The following is a 16430-nucleotide window of genomic DNA, read 5'->3' as shown; positions in this document are numbered from 1 at the left end:
CCCTAAGCGGTTTCCTTTTTGAAAAGCTCTCTGAATACAGGGAAGATATCTTCAACACTGCGAATGTTTTTCATCGCGAAGTTGGGAAATCCACTCTCTAGCTTTTCATACTCATGCCATAAGGTTTGGTGAGAACGACGAGTGATCTCTATGTACGAATAGTACTGACAATTTGGCAGTAGATGCTTGGTTAATAGCTCTCGACAGCGAGGAGAGTCATCGGCCCAGTTATCGCCATCTGATGCTTGTGCCGCGTATATGTTCCATTCACCGACAGGGTAGCGATCAGCGACGATCTCATTCATTAGCTTAAGTGCACTTGAAACAATGGTTCCCCCGGTTTCTTGTGAATAGAAAAATTCGTGCTCGTCGACCTCTTTTGCTTGAGTGTGGTGGCGTATGAAAACCACTTCGACATTTTCATAGGTTCGCGTCAGGAATAGATAAAGTAAGACGTAGAAACGCTTGGCGATGTCTTTCGTTGCTTGGTCCATTGAGCCAGAGACATCCATTAAACAGAACATCACAGCCTGGCTGGATGGGATAGGGCGGCGTTCATAGTTTTTAAAGCGTAAATCGAAGGTATCGATGAACGGCACGCTATTTATTTTTCTGCGTAAACTTTTGATCTCGTCATGTAAGCGTTTCTCTTCTAACATTTGCGCAGGTTCGCTCATTTTTACTTGGTCGAGCTCCTCTTCGAGTTCACGAAGCATGCGCTTTTTGCCTGCTGTCATCGCTGTGCGGCGCGCTAAAGATTGCTGTAGTGATTTGACGATGGCGATATTGGCAGGCACACCAGCTGTTTGGTAACCGGCTCGGTGCGTTTTCCATTCAGTGATTTTGTTAATTTGATTCTTTTCTAAATTAGGCAGTTCTAGGTCTTCAAACAGAATATCTAGGTATTCATCTTTGGAGATCTGAAACACGAAATCATCTTGGCCTTCGCCATCGGCACTGGCATCACCTTCACCTGAACCACCTTGACCTCCCCCTTTAGGGCGTTCAATTTTGTCACCAGTGATAAATTGGTCGTTACCTGGGTGAACACGCTCTTTAAGCCCACCTTTACCTTGGTGAAACACGGGCTCTTTTATGTCTTTATGAGGAATAGAGACATCTTCGCCCGTCTCAGTATTGGTTATTGAACGGCGATTCACCGCGTCAGCAACAGATTCTTTGATCTGTTCTTTATGGCGGCGTAAAAAGCGCTGGCGGTTTACAGCACTCTTATTTTTGCCGTTAAGTCGTCGGTCAATAAATTGCGCCATGAGTCACCCCTTATCTCATACATGCCCCACACAAAGGGGCAGGCCATTCTTGCATCCTGTCTCCTACCAGAGCGATTAACTCTGGTAGGTTAGTCATGGGCTAAAACACTGCTATTACGAGGATTTACGTACGCGTAGATACCATTCCGAAAGTAGGCGAACTTGTTTCTCGGTGTAGCCTTTTTCCATCATGCGTGCGACAAAATCGTCGTGTTTCTTCTGATCTTCAGAAGAGGTTTTAGTGTTAAATGAGATAACAGGTAGCAACTCTTCAGTATTTGAGAACATTTTCTTCTCAATCACGGTGCGGAGTTTCTCGTAACTGGTCCAAACTGGGTTGGTGCCATTATTGTTAGCTCGTGCACGGAGTACGAAGTTAACGATCTCGTTACGGAAGTCTTTCGGGTTGCTAATTCCCGCCGTTTTTTCGATTTTTTCTAGTTCATTGTTGAGCGCTGAGCGATCAAACAGTTGGCCGGTTTCAGGGTCACGATATTCTTGATCCTGAATCCAGAAGTCAGCATAAGTGACGTAGCGGTCAAAGATGTTTTGCCCGTATTCAGAGTAAGACTCTAAGTAAGCGGTCTGAATTTCTTTACCAATAAATTCTACGTAGCGAGGTACTAGATAACCTTTAAGGAACTCTAGGTACTTCTCTGCGGTTTCTTGTGGGAACTGTTCGCGCTCGATTTGTTGCTCGATGACATAGAATAAATGCACTGGGTTCGCAGCGACTTCGGTTTGGTCAAAGTTAAATACCCGAGATAGGATCTTAAACGCAAAACGAGTAGACAGACCTGACATACCCTCATCAACACCAGCAAAGTCGCGGTACTCTTGATAGCTCTTCGCTTTCGGGTCGGTATCTTTTAATGTTTCGCCATCGTAGACGCGCATTTTAGAGAAAATCGATGAGTTTTCTGGCTCTTTCAGACGAGAAAGAATACTGAACTGAGAGAGCAACTCGAGCGTGCTTGGCGAGCAAGGTGCCTTTGATAGTTCAGAGTGATCAAGCAGCTTTTGGTAGATCTTCACTTCTTCCGCTACGCGGAGACAGTATGGCACTTTAACAATGTAGACACGGTCAAGGAACGCCTCATTGTTCTTATTGTTACGGAAGGTTTGCCATTCTGATTCGTTAGAGTGAGCAAGGATCATTCCGTCAAACGGTAGTGCGGATAGCCCTTCCGTACCGTTATAGTTACCTTCTTGGGTTGCAGTCAGTAGTGGGTGCAGCACTTTAATCGGTGCTTTAAACATCTCTACGAACTCCATCAAGCCTTGGTTAGCACGACACAATGCACCAGAGTAGCTGTAAGCATCAGGGTCATCTTGTGAGTAGTGCTCTAATTGACGAATGTCGACTTTACCGACCAATGATGAGATATCTTGGTTGTTTTCGTCACCTGGCTCTGTTTTAGCGATAGCCAATTGGTCAAGAATTGAAGGGCGCACCTTAACAACTTTGAACTTGGAAATATCACCGCCAAATTCGTGTAATCGTTTTGCAGCCCAAGGGGACATGATTGAACGTAAATAGCGTTTTTCAATACCATACTCTTGTTTCAACAAGTCACCGTCTTCGCTGACATCAAATAGACAGAAAGGATGATCGTTGACAGGGCTACGCTCACCGTTAGCAGATAGTACGTATATTGGTACTTGCTGCATGAGCGCTTTGAGTTTTTCAGCTAAAGAAGATTTACCACCACCCACGGGGCCTAAGAGGTAGAGGATTTGTTTACGTTCTTCTAAGCCTTGAGCGGCGTGTTTTAAGTATGAAACGATCTGCTCGATCGCATCTTCCATACCATAGAAGTCTTTGAATGTGTCGTAACGAGAAATCACGCGATTGGAGAAAATACGACTTAATTGTGGATCCTGTGCAGTATCAATGACCTCTGGCTCACCGATGGCCATCAATAATCGTTCTGCTGCATTGGCGTATGCACTTTTGTCATCTTTACATAAACCAAGGAAGTCCTGTAGGGATAGTTCCTCATCCTTTGAGGCTTCGTAGCGTGCTTGGAAATGGTCGAAAATACTCATAATGAATTCCCCTCTGAACCTGTCAAACTGACAATAAACCCGCATAGAAAAGCTAATCCTTTCTTATTTAAGCCTAGTTGGTTTTTAGAATTCTGCTTAAAAAATATGTGTTTAATTGCAATGTGTGACGAAACACTACATATCCGACCACTAATTGGTTAACCGCAGGGAATTTGGTATTTGCTTGCCAAATTAAACCTTAGGATTGAATTCGTTTTTTCATGACATTTGTTGCATTTGCGTTACTGCCTAATCCTAGTAAGTATCCATTGGGAAAGACTTAGATACGCGATAAGAACACAAATTGACCATTGAGTTTTGGAATGTCGTTCCATATAATTGCAGCCGTCTATTTGTAATACTAATAATGTCGATAGGAATTATGTTGAAATCTTTTGTTCTGAAAAGCGTACTGATGGCTTCTGTACTAACAGCACCACTAGTGAATGCGAAAATATCTCAGTGGTCACTAGGTGTCGCTGCGTCCTATTCTCCTGCGGTATATAAAGATACGCCTTCAAACAAGACCGTGATTCCAGTGATTGGCTATGAAGGTGAGCATCTTTTCCTCAGAGGCTTTAGCGCGGGCTATCGTTTATTCCCGGTTGGTTCGCCACAAAATATTGTTTTTCGTGCTGTTTACGATCCACGGACTTTAAAGCCTGAAGATTCGGATAACTTCGCGATTCAGCAGATGGATGAGCGTAAATCGACAATTCTGGGCGGTGTTAGTTATCAATTGATTACCTTAGTCGGGATGTTCGAAGCGACCGCTGGCAGTGACTTAGGGCGAACTCACAATGGTATATATGCAGAAGCTGCGTGGCGCTTGCCAATCAGAAGAAATGGTTGGGGAATCACACCTTCGATGGGTTACGCATACAATAGCGAAAGATTAAATAATCATTTGTACGGCATTACTGCAGAGGAAGCGGCTAGAGCAGGTGACCCTAGTTTGGAGTTCGACGCGGATTGGGATGGTCAGTTCTTCCTAGGTGCGTCAGCTTATATGCACTTAACGCCTAGTATTCGTCTTACTGGAGGTATCCGCTACACCAACCTTGAAGGGGATATTGAAGCAAGCCCACTGATCGAAAGTGGTGTTCATACTGCGGCTAATATTGGTGTTGCATACGTTTTCTAACGTATAGCTCTTTGAATGTATTGTATTAAAAAGGGGTAGCTAACGAAGCTACCCCTTTTTCGATCTTCGGGAATCTTAAGCGTTGAAAATTTGCTTTAATTCATTGGCACACAAATGGTACTGACGAGGACAGTTTTTCCATGTCGTCAGCATGCGACGGTACTTATCCAGCATTGGCATTTGTGCGTTAAAGTGGTGCTCACCTTTGTCGAATTGAGGGTACAGACCTTCAGAGCCTGTTAGGAAGCGAACATAGTTAACCAGTTGAGCTTCAGCTGCGATGTCAAACCCAAGGAAGATTAGGCGGCGTTGATCAACGTCTTTTTGCTCACCTTCACTAAGCATGTTATTTGATTCTTGCATCGCATGGTACATTTCCATGATATCAATCACTTCACGACATTCCGCTTCTACTAAGCAGCCAAAGTCTTTGTTTAACTCGCTCATTTGAAGTTCATAGCCACGCTCTACGATGGTTTGTAGACGTTGGTATTTTGCCGCATTTTCTGGGTTCATTTGCGACATTAGGTAATATTGATTTGATAGGATCAAACGTTGAGCGTTTGTCATTTCCATGGTGGCCTCACTAAATAATCTAATACATTTTTAATGTGCTTAGGTTATCTTTTCCTTGGGGGGTGAAACATGATCTCAACACATATTTAATATGAAAAGTACAAAGAATCAGTGAGAATTTTTTCCGCTATTTATGGTAGTGGTTGTAGATATAGTCTCGGTCGGAAAAGACTCTAAGCAACTCAGGTTTAAAAACGCACAGCATGGCGAGAGTCATGCCATTTAATAGACCTTCAGGAAAGGCGAGCAGTGGGGTAAATATGAGGTAGTTATCGAATATGGTTTGCCAGTCATAATCAGTGATAGCCAATAAATAGCCAGCATTAATAACCAAGTGCAAACTTCCGGTAAGACCACCATTTAAGAACCCCGCGACAAAGATAAAGACAAATATGTTACGCGGAAGATAATGATAACTCAGCAAGAAGACACAGTAGCTGATGGTAATAGGAATTAACGCTGAGAAGAGTATGTGCTCGGGTAGCTGGAAGAAGGTAATCTCACCAGAAAGTGCGATCAAAAAATAGATAACAATAGATAGAGTGAACGCGCTGCGCCACCCATACATCAGTGTTAAGGCAGTAATCGCTAAAAAGTGAATCGATAGCCCTTCTTTTACCCCAGCGTCCGCAGACCAAAGCACAAATAGAGCGAAGGCAACTCCGAAGGTAATATGCTGAAATGAACGCTCTTGTTTGAGCTTGGGCAGCAACACGTCACGCGCATCACGCCAAGCTAGGGGAATTACACATAATATAATCAGAAGAGCGCAGAGCTCATTTAGTGCCACGTAAACCTCAAAAAAATACCAACCTGAGTAGGCTGGTATTTTTTACGAATCTTGGCGAACTTGGTATCAGTATTTTACGTTAGAGTGATACTGCTCAAGAATTGATACGATTGAGTCCATGACTTCTTTTGAAGGAGGATTGGTACCCTCTAATGGATATTCAAGGCCTAATGCTTCCCATTTATGAGCACCTAGCTTGTGATATGGAAGCAATTCTACTTTCTCAATGTTGTCCATATCTTTAATGAACTCACCAAGCATATGCGCGGCTTCTGGATCGTCTGTGTAACCCGGAACCACAACGTAACGAATCCACGTTTTCTGGCCAATCTTTTGTAAGTAGCGGGCAAAGTCGAGCGTACGCTTGTTAGAAACACCAATAAAGTCATGATGGATCTCATCTTTCATATGCTTGAGGTCTAGCATCACTAGATCGGTCTCTTCGAGAACTTCGTCTACCACATCAGTGTGTTTACGAATGTAGCCGTTGGTGTCTAGACAAGTGTGAATACCTTCGTTGCGTGCAGCGCGGAAGAAGTCACGGACAAATTCAGGTTGAAGCATGGCTTCGCCACCAGAACATGTCACACCACCACCTGAGGCATTCATGAAATGGCGGTACGATTTCGCTTCATTGATGATCTCTTCAACGGTAACTTCTTTGCCATCGTGCGTGTCCCAAGTGTCACGGTTGTGGCAATACTTACAACGCATTAGGCAGCCTTGCAAAAAGACAATAAAACGGATACCAGGACCGTCTACGGTTCCACACGACTCAAAAGAATGAATACGACCAGTAGTTGACATGAGCTCATCTCGTATTAGTTATTTGTGCGTTATTTTATTACAAATTGTGGGGACAAAATAGGTTTTCTCAGTGTTCTCAACGAGAAAAGCCGAATTAAGAAAAAATGCGCATATTTGCTAAAATTTATGTTATAAAATTGTTTCATTGATATAAAAAACAATAACAATGATTCACAACAGTATGGCAAGGTTTTTTACATCTGATTGATGCAAAGGAACTTTTTATGGATATGCTTGCGCTCTCTCAAAAACAAAAGGTGACGCTGTTTTTGATTATTTTGACGATAGGATTTGTTTCCCTCGCCACATTCACTTCTAGTCGATTGTCACACATGAAAGATCAGTATCACAGTAGTGGTGATATTGCTAAAGGCTCCTTGTCTATTTATCAAACCCAAAGTGAGATTCTTACTTTAGGCGGAGAGCTCGATACAATGACGGGATCACGTGTCGCGGAAACGAAAAACGTTATCGAGGACGTAGTAAAAGCGATTGAACAAGACTCTCAGTTTCTCACTAAAGTTGGTTTAAACCAGCAAGCTCAGAGTCTCAATGAAAGTGTCATGAACTTTCGTAGTTCGGTTATGCCTTGGCTAACGTTAAAGCAAGAGATGGGCTTTAATATTGATGAAGGCAAACTTGGTCAGCTAAAACAGCTCGCGACAGTGATTGAACAAAAGATCATTGAAACCGGCATGGTTACGCTCAATTCGGACTTCCAAGCCATGGTCAAGTCGCAACAAAACTATTTGCTGCAACCGACCGAAGACAACTTAAAGCTATTTAATCGTGCGATGGGCAGTTTCGAGAGCATGTCTAATGTGTATGCCATGCTTGAGTTATATGAAAAGGAAATTGAGCAATATAAACAGACGTTCACTCGGGTTGCTGAGCTCTCGCAGCAGTTAGGTGTTGTAGAGCAGCAACTTGAAGTGTCTAAGAATCAAATGACCCAACTGATTGGTAATATCACCTCTGATTTAGGGGGGATTAGTGAAAACTATCAACAAGTTGCAGAAAAAGCCTCGACCCAGACTATGTGGTCGATCATGGTCGCCTGTGTGGTATTAGCCGTGTTTACCATTTCAATCTCTGGTATGCAGAGTGCATCGATGTCCCGTTCTTTAAATCGTACCAAGGAAGTTCTTCATAGCTTGTCGCTGGGGGATCTTTCTCAGCGTATGACAACGGCAAAAAATCCGAATGATGAATTCAATCAGCTCGCAACAAGCATTAACCAAAGTTGTGAAAATTTAGGTGAATTGGTATCGGGCGTACAGTCAAGCAGCCAAGAACTTTCGGGCAATGCAGCAGAGCTCAACCAAGGGTTAGATATGTTGGCTCATCACCAGTCTGAAGTCTTGGGTCAAACTCAACTGCTGGCTTCTGCAACCGAAGAGGTGAGCGTGACCACTCAAGAAGTCTCTAATTCGCTAGAGTTTGTGGCAGAAATAAGCCGCTCTTCAACTCACGCAGCGGAAGAGGGGGCAAAGGTGATTGGCTCCGCGATCGGCTCTTTAGAAGAGGTCGGCGCGATCATGACTTCCGCTGCAGGGCATATTAAACAGTTAGAAGAAGCGTCGTCAAAAGTTGACTCTGTGATGGAGATCATTAACGGAATTGCTGAACAAACTAACTTACTTGCTTTGAATGCGGCTATTGAAGCGGCGAGAGCAGGGGAGCAAGGGCGAGGTTTTGCCGTTGTTGCCGATGAAGTACGTAGTCTAGCAGTGCGAACGGTTGATGCCGTTACAGAGATTTCTGGAACGATCGATACCATGAAGAAAGAGAGTGCAGAGGTGACCCAATACATTGGTCAGTCTGAATCTTCAATGACCGCAGGACGAGAGAAAGGTCACGAAGCGATGGATGCACTTAAATTGATCACTGAAAAGGCAGGTGAAGCATCGCATCAAACAGAAGTTATTTTTACCTCAATTAAAGAGCTTGCGACCACTAGTCAGTCAATGGCAGATAACATGACACAGATATCCTCGGCGATGAAAGAGCTTGAAGAGAATAACGCGCAGTTGAAGAGTGTCAGTAGAGCGGTAGAGCAGAGAGCTGGCAGCCTCAATCAAGACTGCCAGAAATTTACGATTTAGAAGAAAGCGTAAAAAGTGATAGCGCCTGTGCCGTATACGGATTCAGGCGCGTCTTTGTAATCCGGCGTTTTCACGGTTGCCGTCAATGTCGCACCAAACATTTGGTTGTACCAAGCAAAGCCAGTTACGCCTGTCGCTTGGACATTTTCCAGTTCAACATCATAGATACTAGGATCTTCGCCATTGGCAATCGCATATTCATCAACACCAGGGCGGTCACCTTCGATAGTAATATCATTGAAGCGATAGCGTGCTTCTGCACCAGCGAAGAAGAACCAACCGCCTTGTGAAGCGCCTAGCATGCCCGCTCTAAACGGATTCTCGTTGTCGATGTTAGCAGCGCCCATACTACCGCCTAGATCGGCACCCCAACGGAACATCAAACCAGTGGATACATCGCTGCGGAAGTTTCCGACATTAATCTCAGATACGTTTGATACTTCCCAATCGGTATTGGCAACAGAACGCTGACGAATCAAGTTGAAGTGGCTTAAGTAGCCAATACTACCAACCACCTCATTATCAATCTGATAGCCCCAGCCATTTGGCTCATCTGACTTGGTGATTGAATGGACTAACTTTTGTGCCTCTTCTGAAAGAGAGTTCTCACCTGTTGTGCCTATCGTTAGATTGAATCGCTGCGCTTGCTGAGGGTGCAGACTGATGTAATTGAACTCGCCATGTAAGTAACCCGCATAAGGGCGATCATTGATCATTGGCTCGGTCGCTTCGATATCCGAAGGCGTATACATCTTGTGGCCTAAAGTGAACTCAAACTTATCTAATGACGCACCACCCCAATATGAAAGACTCAATGGACTAAAGAGTGAGTAAGGAGTGATTGCTCCACTGGTATAGGAGAGAAAAATACCATTGGTATAGTCTTGGTCAACGCCAAAAACGCCATCATTATCAAGCGAAAATTGGATGGTTGATTTTTCCGAGGCAAAAGATGCCGTAGAGGCCAATACAAGTGGCAACAGCAGTGCGTGGTTTAACTTCATTTGATTGTGCTTCACAAAATAACTGAGCTGATAGTACAGGATAAATTGATACAAATGGTAGCAATAAATGGGCCATCTGAAGGGAAGTGTGTGCGAAATCGCTGAAAGCGGAGAGTTTGATAAGTAGAAATAATAAAGCCCCGCGTTTGCGGGGCTTTAGTCAATCATTTAACTGAGATTATAGAGACTCAGTAAATGTACGTGCGATTACGTCTTTTTGCTGCTCAACAGTTAGAGAGTTGAAGCGAACAGCGTAACCAGATACACGGATTGTTAGCTGAGGGTAGTTCTCAGGGTGCTTAACTGCGTCTTCTAGAGTTTCACGGTTAAGAACGTTAACGTTCAGGTGTTGGCCGCCTTCGATGCCTTGCTCATGGTGGAAGTAACCATCCATAAGACCAGCAAGGTTAGCGCGCTGTGAACCTTCTTCTTTACCTAGCGCATTTGGCACGATAGAGAATGTGTAAGAGATACCATCTTTAGCGTCAGCAAACGGTAGTTTACCTACAGATGTTAGAGATGCTACAGCACCTTTCTCATCGCGACCGTGCATTGGGTTAGCACCTGGAGCGAATGGAGCACCTGCTTTACGACCGTCTGGCGTAGTACCAGTCTTCTTACCGTATACCACGTTTGAAGTGATAGTAAGGATAGACTGAGTAGGGATAGCGTCACGGTAAGTCTTAAGCTTACGGATTTTACCCATGAAGTTAGAAACAAGTTCACAAGCCATGTCATCAACACGTGCGTCGTTGTTACCAAATTTAGGGTAGTCGCCTTCGATTTCGAAGTCGATTGCGATGCCATCTTCGTCACGGATAGGCTTAACCTTACCGTATTTGATTGCAGATAGAGAGTCCGCTGCAACAGATAGACCAGCGATACCACAAGCCATAGTACGACGAACGTCACGGTCATGAAGAGCCATTAGAGCTGCTTCGTAGCTGTATTTGTCGTGTGAGTAGTGGATTGCGTTTAGCGCAGTCACGTATTGCTTAGCTAGCCAATCCATTAGGTTGTCTAGACCAGCCCAAACTTTGTCGAAGTCTAGAACTTCGTCAGTCATTGCTTCAGCCTTAGGACCTACTTGGATCTTAAGCTTCTCATCTACACCGCCGTTGATAACGTAAAGTAGAGTCTTAGCTAGGTTTGCACGAGCACCGAAGAACTGCATGTGCTTACCAATAACCATTGGAGATACACAACAAGCGATAGCGTAGTCATCGTTGTCGAAATCTGGACGCATTAGGTCATCGTTTTCGTACTGGATAGAAGAAGTATCGATAGATACTTTCGCACAGAACTTCTTGAAGCCGTCAGGTAGCTGCTCAGACCAAAGTACAGTGATGTTTGGCTCTGGAGAAGGACCCATAGTGTATAGCGTGTTTAGGAAACGGAAGTTAGTACGTGTAACTAGCGTACGACCGTCAACACCCATACCACCCATAGATTCTGTTGCCCAGATTGGGTCGCCAGAGAATAGCTCATCGTACTCAGGAGTACGTAGGAAACGAACCATACGTAGTTTCATTACGAAGTGGTCGATCATTTCCTGAGCTTGTTCTTCTGTGATGATGCCAGCTGCGATGTCACGCTCAACGTATACGTCAAGGAAAGTCGAAGTACGACCTAGAGACATTGCTGCGCCGTTTTGAGATTTAACCGCTGCTAGGTAACCAAAGTAAGTCCACTGGATAGCTTCTTGAGCTGTCGTCGCAGGACCAGAAATGTCGTAGCCGTAAGATGCTGCCATTTCTTTCATTTGACCTAGTGCACGGTGCTGCTCTTGAATCTCTTCACGAAGTTGCATCGTCATTTGTAGATCGTCACCAGACTCTAGCTTCTCTTGAGTAGAGTGGAATTGAGCTACTTTGTCTTTGATTAGGAAATCTACACCGTATAGTGCTACACGACGGTAGTCACCGATGATACGACCACGACCGTATGCATCTGGAAGACCAGTTAGAACACCAGACTTACGACATTTTAGGATGTCAGGAGAGTAAACATCGAAAACACCTTGGTTGTGTGTTTTGCGGTACTCAGAGTAGATTTTAGAAACTTGTGGATCAAGCGTACGGCCGTATGCTTTACAAGAACCTTCGATCATACGTACGCCGCCGTTAGGCATGATTGCACGCTTAAGCGGAGCTTCAGTTTGTAGACCTACGATAGTTTCTAGGTCTTTGCTAATGTAACCAGCATCATGTGAAGTGATGGTAGAGATAACAGAAGTATCGAAATCAACAGGTGCGTGAGTCGCGTTTTCCTGCTTGATACCTTCCATTACTTTAGCCCAAAGCGTGTTAGTTGCTTCAGTACCTTCAGAAACTAGGAAAGACTCGTCGCCTTCATATGGTGTGTAGTTCTTCTGAATGAAGTCGCGAACGTTTACTTCGTTTTGCCAATCACCGTTAGCAAAACCTTCCCAAGCTTTAGCAAATTGCTCTGCCATGACATACCTACCTTTTTAGTAGAAAAAACACGTACCTTGCTAACTGTTGAGCCAGCTAGTTTCCCATTGCTGGGGCGGTACACTCTTATGAATAACAATATGTATAGTCTTTAAAATCGAACAGTCAAATCCGTGTAAAACTATAGATATTGTCACTGCTATTTAAATGGTTACTGATTAACTTGCTTTCAAGAGTATGCTAAAAAAATTTTGCAAACCTTAAACTAAATCAATAAATGGTCCATTTATTAAATTATTTTTTAAAATAAATCTTGTTATTCAAAAAAAGTTGAGAGCCCAATGCAGGCTCTCAACACCTTTCTGCTTATAGGAACGCAGGGATTCCGTACTGACCTTCTAGCATACCAACTGCTAGCATAGCAACTAGACAGATAACAAGTACACCTACAGGGATAACAATTTTGTCGACGAATGATAGGCGTGCTGCACGCTCTTTATCACCGATTAGACCGTTGTTATCGAGTAGCATGGTTAATGCCCAAGCTAGAACAGGGTTCACGACTGCTGAGCCAAAGATACAGATACCTGCAGCTTGTGAATCTTTGCTGTCTTTAACCATCTGCATACCCGCTTCAAGTAGTGGCAAAGATACACCTACAAGAAGAGCAACACGCATTACTGGTGGCCATACCGCGATATCCATTGGGAAACCAAGAATAGCAACGATGATACATAGTGAACCAAGTAGAATCGCACCAGCTGGGATTGGACGTTTAGCAATCGCCGCTGGGATCATGTACGTACCCCAAGATGAAGTGATGTTACCACCGCCCACTGCTGTACCAACCATTTGGCGAACAGAACACATAGTCATAGTGTCATCAACGTCCATCAGTACTTTTTCAGACTTTTTAGGGTAGTTGAGCTCTTGGAAAATACGGTGACCAAGGAAGTCAGGTGACCACATCGCAACCGCTAGGATAGCGAATGGAAGAGATGCGATGAAGTGCTGAACATTTGGTAGACCAAGCATCCAACCTTCTTCAGTGCTACCCCACCAGTACACTGGGTTTAGGTTAGGAAGACCAGTTTCTGTTACGAACTTGATATCGAAACCTGCGCCTAGTACAAGAGCAATAGCAAGGCCTGTAAATGCACACACTGGGATTGCAAGCCAACGCTTATTCACTTTTGCTAGGAATGCGTAAAGCGCGATTGTTACGGCTAGAACGATTAGACCGACATAACCCATGCTACCTGCGGCTACTGTGTCTGATTGCAGACCAACAGCCCAAGTTTGGATTGAGTTGATTTGGCTCATTGTACCGGTCAAACCAAGGAAGATAAGCAAGCCACCCGCTGTACCTTGTGAGGTAAGGTTAACCAGCTTCGAACCACCTTTAAGCAGACTCAGGATTAAACCGAATACACCAATTAGGATTGCCAATGCAAGAGGGTGTGCACCCGCTAGAGCGATTGTGCCGATAAGAGGGATCATTGGCCCGTGGTTACCCGCTAGGTTAGCTTTAGGGTTAATAAAGCCAGAAGCAAGCACACAGAAAAGGAGTGCAGGGATAAGCATTTCTACACGTGCAACTTCAATCGCAAAATCTTTGCCTAAGTTAACGTGATCCCATGCAGCGGTAAGGCCTTCAGCCCAAGACATCATTACCGCAGAGTACATTGCGATAATACCGATAGTACCGGCAAGAGCAGGAACCAAATCTTCTAGTTCGAAACGGAAGTCACGACCTGGAAGGTTCAAACCGAAGCGGCGTGGCTTCATGATTTGTAGTTCGTGATCTAGGTAATCTGAACGGCTTTCAAATTCAGAAGCTGGACGGTGCAGCTCTTTATAGCTCTTGTTTTCGATATCCGAATCAGAGTGCGGCTTATTTACTGCGTCTGACATAGATTCCTCATATTCAAAAATGGTTAATAATTCTTCAATATACGACCCGATTATTATTCTATGACGGTCGTACTATATAAAACCTGGCTTAGCTTCCTGCAATTGAATCCTGGTCACCTTAGCTGTAGCACGATGTTAGTGAGCTTAGCGTAGAGGATTTAAAAGATAAAAAATATGCCTATTGAGGCTTTTATCTTTGAGGCGAGTGTAACGTGCTAACCCTTAAGAGTGATTGATTTAGATCACTTTATGAAAGGTTGTGAAAGAAAACTACACAACTGCGATTCTAATGCGCGCTCACTGCCAATTTCAATGAAATATAATTTCATAATTTGAGCAAAATTAGCGGCTTAAACAGCAGCATAATCGACACCATTATTAGATATGAGACGATTAAGTGAGTTGGATCTTGTTTTTATAAAATTGTTAATTGGTTATAAGTTGCTCTTAATGTGCGATTGAGTGGTTTTATGCGATAAATGGAGTTTATTTATCTATAATGAGCATTTTTACTCATATAAAGTGACTGTATATCTTGACTTTGTAGGTTAATAATTTGTTGCAACTTCCGCGGGGTAGTGCTAATTTGTATCGCAATGTGGGTGGAACCCAGCAGTCAACCAATCGTTTTCAGAACTGGAAGCGGTTGGTCATAATAAAGACAGGGAGTAATAGCGCATGAATGATGTACCAGCGCTGGACATAAAAGAACTGCACAAAACATTTGGACAAAATGAAGTATTAAAGGGCATCTCATTGGAAGCCCATAAAGGGGACGTAATCTCTATTATCGGTTCATCAGGCTCCGGTAAAAGTACCTTTCTCAGATGTATTAACCTTCTAGAAACGCCAACTGCGGGCGAGATTTGGGTAAACGGCGAGTTAATCCAAATGAAAAATAATCGTCAAGGTGAAGCAGTTCCGGCCAATGAAAAACAAGTTCAACGTATTCGATCTCGCTTAGCTATGGTTTTCCAAGGCTTTAACCTATGGTCGCATATGACGGTTCTTGAAAACGTCATTGAAGCGCCGATTCATGTGCTTGGCGTACCAAAAGCTCAAGCCATCGAAAACGCTGAAATGTTGTTGAAGAAAGTTGGCTTGTACGAGCGCAAAGACTACTACCCAGGTCACCTTTCTGGTGGTCAGCAGCAACGTGCCGCGATTGCGCGTGCCTTAGCGGTTGACCCTGAAGTAATGTTATTCGATGAACCTACCTCAGCGCTTGATCCTGAGTTAGTCGGAGAAGTGTTAGGGGTTATGAGAGATTTGGCAGAAGAGGGACGTACCATGTTAGTGGTTACCCACGAAATGGCTTTCGCCCGCGATGTGTCTAATCACGTTATGTTCTTACATCAAGGATTAGTTGAAGAACAAGGGAACCCATCTAAACTATTTACGAACCCGGACTCTGAGAGATTGCAGCAGTTCATCTCGTCAATTTACTAATCGCCGTACAACGGCAAACACAACAAGTACGTTTAAAATAAAAATCACAATATCAGGAGTATGGAAATGAAAAAGTGGTTATTAGCAGCAACATTAGCAGCTACCGCAGTTACAGGTGTGGCACAAGCAAAGGATTGGAAAACAGTTCGTTTCGGAATTGAAGGCGCATACCCTCCTTTTAGCTGGACAGAAGCCGATGGCTCACTGAAAGGCTTTGATGTCGATATGGCAAACGCACTTTGTGCAGAGATGCAGGTGAAATGTAAGATCGTACCTCAAGACTGGGATGGCATTATTCCTTCGCTGCTTGCGCGTAAGTACGACGCAATCATCGCGGCAATGTCTATTACTGAAGAGCGTAAAAAGAAGATCGATTTCACTGGTAAATACGCGCTTATCCCAAATAAATTTATCGCTAAGAAAGGCGCTGGTCTAGATTTCGATAACCTAGACGGTCAGAAAATCGCTGTACAGCGTGCAACAACGCACGATAAGTACCTAACTGATAACTACGGTGACAAAGTATCAATCGTTCGTTACGGTTCATTCGATGAAGCTTACCTAGATCTTGCTAACGGTCGTGTTGCAGCAGTACTTGGTGATGCATCTGCGCTTGAAGAAGGTGTACTGAACAAAGCGGGTGGTGAAGCGTATGAATTCGTTGGTCCATCACTAACTGACCCTAAATGGTTCGGTGAAGGCTTTGGTATCGCTGTTCGTAAGCAAGACAAAGACCTAACTAAGAAGCTAGACGCAGCTATCCTATCTCTACGTGACAAGGGTGTTTACCAAGAGATTGCAGCGAAATACTTCAACTACGACGTTTACGGTCAGTAATCGTCAAAGATGGCCGTTGGTTCTTGTTCCTAGGAGTATAACCAACGGCCTAGTTTTATAAAGTTTAGGG

Annotated in this window: 12 protein-coding genes; 4 read left to right on the top strand and 8 right to left on the bottom strand. The window is 43.9% G+C overall.

Annotated features, from left to right (window positions below; genetic code table 11):
• Positions 1-2 precede the first annotated feature (2 nt).
• Together ELS82_RS00925 and ELS82_RS00920 are read right to left on the bottom strand one after the other, a co-directional pair.
• The gene (locus ELS82_RS00925; RefSeq protein ID WP_134833796.1) at positions 3-1271 is read right to left on the bottom strand and encodes a YeaH/YhbH family protein; all 1269 of its coding nucleotides are present in this window, start codon (positions 1269-1271) and stop codon (positions 3-5) included.
• 114 nt (positions 1272-1385) lie between these two features.
• Positions 1386-3320, bottom strand: a complete 1935-nt coding sequence (locus ELS82_RS00920; protein WP_053438185.1) for a PrkA family serine protein kinase — start codon at positions 3318-3320, stop codon at positions 1386-1388.
• Positions 3321-3735: 415 nt separating this feature from the next.
• Between ELS82_RS00920 and ELS82_RS00915 the strand changes: the two genes are divergently transcribed.
• Positions 3736-4464 (top strand): MipA/OmpV family protein, encoded by a 729-nt coding sequence (locus tag ELS82_RS00915; protein ID WP_370447425.1) that lies wholly within the window; start codon positions 3736-3738, stop codon positions 4462-4464.
• Positions 4465-4539: 75 nt separating this feature from the next.
• Here ELS82_RS00915 and ELS82_RS00910 read toward each other — a convergent pair whose 3' ends face one another.
• The 3 genes from ELS82_RS00910 to pflA all read right to left on the bottom strand — a co-directional run bounded on the left by ELS82_RS00910 (position 4540) and on the right by pflA (position 6637).
• Positions 4540-5040, bottom strand: a complete 501-nt coding sequence (locus ELS82_RS00910; protein ID WP_053438184.1) for a YfbU family protein — start codon at positions 5038-5040, stop codon at positions 4540-4542.
• Positions 5041-5167: 127 nt separating this feature from the next.
• Positions 5168-5830: an energy-coupling factor ABC transporter permease gene (locus tag ELS82_RS00905; RefSeq protein ID WP_134833794.1), complete on the bottom strand. Its 663-nt coding sequence runs from the start codon at positions 5828-5830 to the stop codon at positions 5168-5170.
• Between the two features lie 66 nt (positions 5831-5896).
• Entirely contained in the window at positions 5897-6637 is a 741-nt protein-coding gene (gene pflA, locus ELS82_RS00900) for a pyruvate formate lyase 1-activating protein (RefSeq protein WP_134833793.1), read from the bottom strand.
• A gap of 224 nt (positions 6638-6861) precedes the next feature.
• Here pflA and ELS82_RS00895 point away from each other — a divergent pair, with 224 nt between their 5' ends.
• Positions 6862-8742, top strand: coding sequence for a methyl-accepting chemotaxis protein (locus ELS82_RS00895; protein ID WP_134833792.1), 1881 nt, complete (start codon positions 6862-6864; stop codon positions 8740-8742).
• Here ELS82_RS00895 and ELS82_RS00890 read toward each other — a convergent pair.
• From ELS82_RS00890 to ELS82_RS00880, 3 genes are all read right to left on the bottom strand, one after another.
• Positions 8739-9746 (bottom strand): lipid A deacylase LpxR family protein, encoded by a 1008-nt coding sequence (locus tag ELS82_RS00890; RefSeq protein ID WP_134833791.1) that lies wholly within the window; start codon positions 9744-9746, stop codon positions 8739-8741. The genes ELS82_RS00895 and ELS82_RS00890 overlap by 4 nt on opposite strands.
• A gap of 178 nt (positions 9747-9924) precedes the next feature.
• On the bottom strand, positions 9925-12201 hold the full coding sequence (gene pflB / locus ELS82_RS00885; RefSeq protein ID WP_134833790.1) for a formate C-acetyltransferase: 2277 nt from the start codon (positions 12199-12201) through the stop codon (positions 9925-9927).
• Positions 12202-12526: 325 nt separating this feature from the next.
• On the bottom strand, positions 12527-14074 hold the full coding sequence (locus tag ELS82_RS00880) for a DUF3360 family protein (RefSeq protein ID WP_134833789.1): 1548 nt from the start codon (positions 14072-14074) through the stop codon (positions 12527-12529).
• 678 nt (positions 14075-14752) lie between these two features.
• Between ELS82_RS00880 and ELS82_RS00875 the strand changes: the two genes are divergently transcribed.
• On the top strand, positions 14753-15523 hold the full coding sequence (locus tag ELS82_RS00875) for an ABC transporter ATP-binding protein (protein WP_053438177.1): 771 nt from the start codon (positions 14753-14755) through the stop codon (positions 15521-15523).
• A gap of 66 nt (positions 15524-15589) precedes the next feature.
• Positions 15590-16360: an ABC transporter substrate-binding protein gene (locus ELS82_RS00870; protein WP_167489172.1), complete on the top strand. Its 771-nt coding sequence runs from the start codon at positions 15590-15592 to the stop codon at positions 16358-16360.
• Positions 16361-16430 lie beyond the last annotated feature (70 nt).

This window comes from Vibrio ouci (genome assembly GCF_004551525.1).
Taxonomy (GTDB): Bacteria; Pseudomonadota; Gammaproteobacteria; order Enterobacterales; family Vibrionaceae; genus Vibrio; species Vibrio ouci.
This window is presented reverse-complemented; position numbering and strand designations above follow the sequence as displayed.

Bases quoted from the DNA above. Each gene is read 5' to 3' on its own strand.
- ELS82_RS00925 (WP_134833796.1), bottom strand. From the start codon at position 1,271: ATGGCGCAATTTATTGACCGACGACTTAACGGCAAAAATAAGAGTGCT.
- ELS82_RS00920 (WP_053438185.1), bottom strand. From the start codon at position 3,320: ATGAGTATTTTCGACCATTTCCAAGCACGCTACGAAGCCTCAAAGGAT.
- ELS82_RS00915 (WP_370447425.1), top strand. From the start codon at position 3,736: ATGGCTTCTGTACTAACAGCACCACTAGTGAATGCGAAAATATCTCAG.
- ELS82_RS00910 (WP_053438184.1), bottom strand. From the start codon at position 5,040: ATGGAAATGACAAACGCTCAACGTTTGATCCTATCAAATCAATATTAC.
- pflA (WP_134833793.1), bottom strand. From the start codon at position 6,637: ATGTCAACTACTGGTCGTATTCATTCTTTTGAGTCGTGTGGAACCGTA.
- ELS82_RS00895 (WP_134833792.1), top strand. From the start codon at position 6,862: ATGGATATGCTTGCGCTCTCTCAAAAACAAAAGGTGACGCTGTTTTTG.
- ELS82_RS00890 (WP_134833791.1), bottom strand. From the start codon at position 9,746: ATGAAGTTAAACCACGCACTGCTGTTGCCACTTGTATTGGCCTCTACG.
- pflB (WP_134833790.1), bottom strand. From the start codon at position 12,201: ATGGCAGAGCAATTTGCTAAAGCTTGGGAAGGTTTTGCTAACGGTGAT.
- ELS82_RS00880 (WP_134833789.1), bottom strand. From the start codon at position 14,074: ATGTCAGACGCAGTAAATAAGCCGCACTCTGATTCGGATATCGAAAAC.
- ELS82_RS00875 (WP_053438177.1), top strand. From the start codon at position 14,753: ATGAATGATGTACCAGCGCTGGACATAAAAGAACTGCACAAAACATTT.
- ELS82_RS00870 (WP_167489172.1), top strand. From the start codon at position 15,590: ATGAAAAAGTGGTTATTAGCAGCAACATTAGCAGCTACCGCAGTTACA.